The sequence below is a fragment of the Collinsella sp. TF05-9AC genome (assembly GCF_003438495.1).
In the GTDB taxonomy this organism is placed as follows: domain Bacteria; phylum Actinomycetota; class Coriobacteriia; order Coriobacteriales; family Coriobacteriaceae; genus Collinsella.
Genome location: NZ_QSSH01000041.1, coordinates 1 through 4,532, shown reverse-complemented (window position 1 = coordinate 4,532; position 4,532 = coordinate 1). Strand labels below are relative to the sequence as shown.

Genomic DNA, 4,532 nt, shown 5'->3' with positions numbered 1-4,532 from the left:
GTCCACAAAGGACGGTCGCCTTTTTCATGCCGAAATAAGAAAAGCCGCTGGTTGAGCGGCTTTTTTTGTTGCACAAAAAGGTACAGGTTTTTGTAGGGGGTATGGAGATGCACCTACTGGCAGTACATTTGGCGTAATCTGGGCAAACGCTGAATAATTGCTAATATATTGTTGTCAGTTGAAAGATACAAAAACCTGTACTTTTGCGACTGCGCCTAGCTGCGAGCGAGAAGCCTGTTCTAAACGCCCCTGCATTTGCGTGCATCGCAAAGCCAAAAGAGGGGGCGAGAACATGGAACAGACGGCACGGCGCCAAGAGCAGCTGCCGGGCGCTTTTAACGGCGTCACCACCAACAGCCAACACGGTCGCGTCCGCTGGTATCTGGTCCACACCCCCAACGGAAAAGAGCGCGAGACCTGCGAAAAGGTCCGCCGCATTATCCCGCACAACCTTATGCAGGACGCTTTTGTAATGCAAAAGGAGTTCTGGTTTAAGCGGGATGGTGCCTGGTCGCTCCAAACCAAACCTATGTACAAAGAATACTTCTTTGTCGCCACGCACGATGCCGCCGCACTCGATAGGGCTTTGGCCCAGTTGAGCTTTGGCTGCCGCATTGCCGGCAGCAGGGAGCGGGCCTATGTGCCCATGCCGGACGACGCGCAGGACTGGTACCGCAGCGTGCTCGACGACGACGGCGTTGTGCGCAACAGCGTGGCCCGTATAGAAGACGGCGTGCTGTACATAGAGCAGGGGCCCTTGGTGGGGCAAGAAGCCCGCGTAAAGAGGATCGATCGTCATAAGCGCTGGTGCCTGGTGGACGTGGGCGAAGGCGACTCCGCTTTCAGGGAGCTGCTTCCGCTGGACGTGCCCAGCAAGACGTAAGGGGACGTTGCGCCAGCAGTTAATTCAAATTTTGAGTTCATAGATGGGGGGGGGGGGCCTGGGGACAGGACCGTATGTTTTATTGTGGCTGAAAAAGAAGTAACAGAGAGCTGTGTATCCGTGGGGGACGCACTGGCTATTAAAGAGATTAAACCGAGCGGTACGCTTGGCTACCGCTTTATTAAGAGGCTGTTTGACCTTGTATTCAGTCTTTTGATGAGCGTACTGCTGCTTATCCCTATCGCCATTGTGTGTGCGCTCATCAGCCTTGAATCGCCTGGCAGTCCTATGTATACGCAAGAACGAGTTGGCAAGGGCGGAAAGACCATCAAGATTTTTAAGCTCCGCAGCATGGTCTCCGACGCTGGCGAAGTACATAAGTACCTTAGCCCTGAGCAGCTACATCAGTGGGAAGTTGAGCGCAAGGTTGACGATGACCCCCGCATTACCAAGGTTGGTCGGTTCATCCGTAAGTGCTCAATTGACGAGATGCCGCAGTTTCTCAACGTGCTGAACGGCGATCTTTCCGTCATTGGGCCGCGCCCCATTACACAGGATGAGCTCGAGCAGCATTTTACTGATGAAGAAAAAGCTGAGTTGCTTTCTGTTCAGCCTGGCATTACGGGCCTGTGGCAGGCGACTGATCGTAATGCCGCTACCTTCGAGAGCGGTTTGCGTCAAAAAATTGAACTAAATTACGTGCGCAATCGCTGCTTTCGCATGGACTGGAAGTGCTTCACTGGCACCTTCAGTGCCATGTTCGGCAAGAAGAAGACGGGGCGATAGATGGATATTTCTATCATCATTCCGACTCTTAATGCTGAACATGAAATTGAGGCGCTTTTAATTGCCCTTGATCGCCAGTCAATTCAGCCGAATGAGATTTTGGTCGTCGATTCCGCATCGGAAGACAAAACTATTGAGTTGGTCCAGAAGCACAAAAGAGTTCGCTTGCTGGAGATTGATCGCCAGGATTTTAACCACGGCACCACAAGAGACATGGCGCTGAATGAATCGAGTGGCGCCTTCGTCTGTTTTCTCACCCAAGATGCTGTGCCCGTTTCCGATGACTACTTGAAGCGGCTTGTTGCCCCTATGGTTGAAGACTCGAATATCGCCCTTGTTAGTGGTAGGCAGCTTCCCAAGGCCGATGCCCGTCGTTTTGAACAACTTGTACGTTGTTTTAACTATCCTGACTCACCATCCGTGCGTTCGAAAGGCGATCTCGAAAAACTTGGCATTAAGACGTTTTTTGCATCTGACGCCTGTTCTGCCTATCGACGGACCGCATATCTCGAATGCGGTGGATTCGATCATGTTAATACCAACGAGGACATGCTCATGGCCGCCAAGTTTATCGCCTCGGGTATGAAGGTCGCTTACGAGCCGCGTGCCGAGGTCTATCACTCGCATAACTTGACGCCATCCCAACAGTTTGCCCGCAACCGTGCCGTCGGTTTCTTTCTCGAAACGCATGCGGACGATCTCATGCAAGCAAGTGAGATCGGTGAAGGGGGCCGGCTCGTCAGGTCAGTCTCCTCTCAGCTTCTTCGGGAAGGTAATTTTGGCGAGTTAGTTGCCTTCGGAGTTGACTGCTGCGCCCGTCTCCTTGGAAATCGCGCCGGTCGCAGAGCCGCAAGAATTGAAAGGTCATAGCCAATGAAAGGCATCATCCTCGCCGGCGGGTCCGGCACGCGCCTGTACCCGCTCACACTCGTGACCTCCAAGCAGCTGCTGCCGGTCTACGACAAGCCCATGATCTACTACCCGCTGTCCACCCTCATGCTGGCGGGCATCCGGGACATCCTGGTCATCTCCACGCCGACCGACCTGCCCAACTTCGAGCGCCTGCTCGGGGACGGCTCGCGCTACGGCGTGAACCTCTCCTACGCCGAGCAGCCGAGCCCGGACGGCCTGGCGCAGGCCTTCACCATCGGCGAGGAGTTCATCGCCGGCGAGCCGTGCGCGCTCGTGCTGGGCGACAACATCTTCTACGGCAACGGCCTGTCGCGCCACCTGACGCGCGCCGTGCAGAACGCCGAGTCGGGCCGCGCCACGGTCTTCGGCTACCACGTGGACGACCCCGAGCGCTTCGGCGTCGTGGAGTTCGACGGCGAGGGCCGTGCCGTCTCCATCGAGGAGAAGCCCGAGCGCCCCAAGAGCTCCTACGCGGTCACCGGCCTGTACTTCTACCCGGGCGACGTGGCCGCCAAGGCCCATAGGGTCCAGCCCTCCGCGCGCGGCGAGCTGGAGATCACCGACCTCAACCGGATGTACCTGGAGGAGGGGACGCTGTCAGTGGTCACCCTCGGCCGCGGCTACGCGTGGCTGGACACCGGCACCATGGAGAGCCTCCACGAGGCGGCGGAGTTCGTCCGCGCCGTTGAGCACTCCCAGGACCTGCCCGTGTCCGTCCCCGAGGAGATCGCCTGGGAGAACGGCTGGATCACGACCGAGGGGCTCAGGCAGGCCGCTGAGGCCTACGGCAAGTCGGTCTACGGGCGGCACCTCAAGAAGGTCGCCGCCGGCGAGATCGTCAACAGCCCGCGCGAGTACTAGGAACTGAGGAGATATACATATGGCAGAGGAGACCTTCTCCCCCAGGAACATCATCGTCACGGGCGGCTGCGGCTTCATCGGCAGCAACTTCGTCCACTACGTGGTCGACAACCACCCCGACGTCCACGTCACCGTCCTGGACAAGCTGACCTACGCCGGCAACCCCGAGAACATCGCCGGGCTGCCCTCCGACCGCGTGGAGCTCGTCGTGGGCGACATCTGCGACGCCGCCTTTCTCGATGAGCTGGTCCCCGGCCACGACGCCATCGTGCACTACGCCGCAGAGAGCCACAACGACAACTCCATCGCCGACCCCGAGCCGTTCCTCCGCACCAACGTGGAGGGAACCTTCCGCCTGCTGGAGGCCGTGCGCAAATACGGCGTCCGCTACCACCACGTCTCCACCGACGAGGTCTACGGCGACCTCGCGCTCGACGACCCCGCCAAGTTCACCGAGGAGACGCCGTACCAGCCGTCCTCGCCGTACTCGAGCACCAAGGCGTCCTCCGATATGCTGGTCCGCGCCTGGACCCGCACCTACGGGCTTCGCGCCACGATCTCCAACTGCTCCAACAACTACGGCCCCTACCAGCACGTGGAGAAGTTCATCCCGCGCCAGATCACGAACATCATCGACGGCGTCCGCCCCAAGCTCTACGGCCGCGGCGAGAACGTCCGCGACTGGATCCACACCGAGGACCACTCCTCGGCCGTCTGGGACATCCTGACCCGCGGCCGCACGGGGGAGACCTACCTCATCGGCGCCGACGGGGAGAAGAACAACATCACCGTGCTCCGCATGATCCTCGAGGCGATGGGAAAGGACCCCGAGGACTTCGACTGGGTCGCCGACCGCCCCGGCCACGACCGCCGCTACGCCATCGACTCCACCAAGCTCCAGCGCGAGCTGGGCTGGAGGCCGGCGCACACCGACTTCGCCGGGGGCCTGAAGCAGACCATCGACTGGTACGTCGCCAACGAGTCCTGGTGGCGCCCCGCCAAGGAGGCCACCGAGGCCCGCTACCGCGCGCAGGGCCAGTAAGACTGCATTCCGGCGAACCGCACCGCGGGGCGCCCGCGCGGGGATGCA

5 protein-coding genes are annotated in these 4,532 nt (G+C 59.4%); all 5 read left to right on the top strand.

Annotation, left to right across the window (positions count from 1 at the left end; translation table 11 throughout):
* Positions 1–292 precede the first annotated feature (292 nt).
* The 5 genes from DXC52_RS09050 to rfbB all read left to right on the top strand — a co-directional run bounded on the left by DXC52_RS09050 (position 293) and on the right by rfbB (position 4,484).
* Positions 293–883 carry a hypothetical protein gene (locus tag DXC52_RS09050; RefSeq protein ID WP_117746990.1) on the top strand — a complete coding sequence of 197 codons (591 nt, stop codon included), beginning with the start codon at positions 293–295 and terminating at the stop codon, positions 881–883.
* Positions 884–967: 84 nt separating this feature from the next.
* Positions 968–1,669: a sugar transferase gene (locus DXC52_RS09045; RefSeq protein ID WP_158554640.1), complete on the top strand. Its 702-nt coding sequence runs from the start codon at positions 968–970 to the stop codon at positions 1,667–1,669.
* Positions 1,670–2,539, top strand: a complete 870-nt coding sequence (locus tag DXC52_RS09040; protein WP_117746988.1) for a glycosyltransferase family 2 protein — start codon at positions 1,670–1,672, stop codon at positions 2,537–2,539.
* A gap of 3 nt (positions 2,540–2,542) precedes the next feature.
* Entirely contained in the window at positions 2,543–3,442 is a 900-nt protein-coding gene (gene rfbA / locus DXC52_RS09035) for a glucose-1-phosphate thymidylyltransferase RfbA (protein WP_117746987.1), read from the top strand.
* 19 nt (positions 3,443–3,461) lie between these two features.
* Complete coding sequence (gene rfbB, locus DXC52_RS09030; protein ID WP_117746986.1) at positions 3,462–4,484, top strand: dTDP-glucose 4,6-dehydratase; 1,023 nt, start codon at positions 3,462–3,464, stop codon at positions 4,482–4,484.
* Positions 4,485–4,532: the final 48 nt, after the last annotated feature.